The organism is Glycomyces salinus (genome assembly GCF_016428645.1).
GTDB classification, from domain to species: Bacteria; Actinomycetota; Actinomycetes; order Mycobacteriales; family Micromonosporaceae; genus Glycomyces; species Glycomyces salinus.
The window spans coordinates 1-919 of the sequence record NZ_JAELXW010000177.1 but is presented as its reverse complement, the minus strand read 5'-3'; the positions used below and the strand labels follow the sequence as shown (position 1 = coordinate 919).

Below are 919 nucleotides of genomic sequence, written 5' to 3'. Positions count from 1 at the left end.
TCTACTCCGGCGGTTCGCGCAAGTGCCTGGACGCCGAGGGCGGGGGCACCTCGGATGGGACGGCGGTGATCGTCTGGGACTGCCACGGCGGGTCGAACCAGCAGTGGAACGTGGGCTCGGACGGCTCGATCACCAGTGCCGCTTCGGGCTTGTGCCTGGACGTGTCGGGGGCCTCCACGGCCAACGGCGCCCTGGTCCAGCTCTGGTCCTGCCACGGCGGCGACAACCAACGCTGGAACCTCCAGTGATCCGTACGACCGCGGCCTGACCGCGGTTCACGCGACGACCGGGTGGCCCGTACGGGCCACCCGGTCGTCAGTAGAGATAGGCCTGCCCGTCGTCGTCGATGAAGACGGAGGGGTCTATCTCGCCGTTCTCGACCAGCGGATGCCCGAGGGCGTCCTCGAACGGCCCGGTGGGGCTGTCCGCGACGCCGACGCCGATCGCCATCCGGCCGGTCGCGTCGTTGACGACCGGGACGTACCAGTAGAACTTGCCGTTGCGCTCGACGGCCTGGCCGGCCCACGCGTCCTGCCTCGCCCATTCGAAGGTGTCGAGGCCCATGGGGGAGCCGTGGTCGGTCCAGTTCACCATGTCGTCGGAGGACCAGACCCGCCAGTCCTCCATCTCGAACCAGGTCGCTCAGTCCTCGTCGTGGCTGGTGTAGAGGTAGATGCGACCGTCGTGCACCAGCGTTGCCGGGTCGGCGGTGTAGACGGTCTGGATGATCGGGTTGTCGGCCTTCGCCGTCGCCGGGGCCAGCGCCAGGGCGAATATCAGCGTTACGGCCGCGGCGAGGACGCGCCGGAACACGGATCCGGCGCGCGGTTGACGTCTCATCGTCGTTGCTCCTCTCGGGGGCGGTCGTGGGAGGCCGGGTGTCAGGTGCGTTGGAGGTTGAACTGCTGGTTGGCGTTTC

The 919-nt window shown here is 68.8% G+C and carries 1 protein-coding gene and 1 pseudogene; one reads left to right on the top strand and one right to left on the bottom strand.

Going from position 1 to position 919, the window contains the following annotated elements:
• A partial coding sequence (locus JFB92_RS24910) for a ricin-type beta-trefoil lectin domain protein (protein WP_199044644.1) occupies positions 1–248 on the top strand: 248 nt, incomplete at its 5' end.
• A 70-nt stretch (positions 249–318) separates the two neighbouring features.
• Here the strand turns inward: JFB92_RS24910 and JFB92_RS27155 are convergent.
• A pseudogene (locus tag JFB92_RS27155) lies at positions 319–840 on the bottom strand (family 43 glycosylhydrolase); the annotation flags it as partial.
• Positions 841–919: the final 79 nt, after the last annotated feature.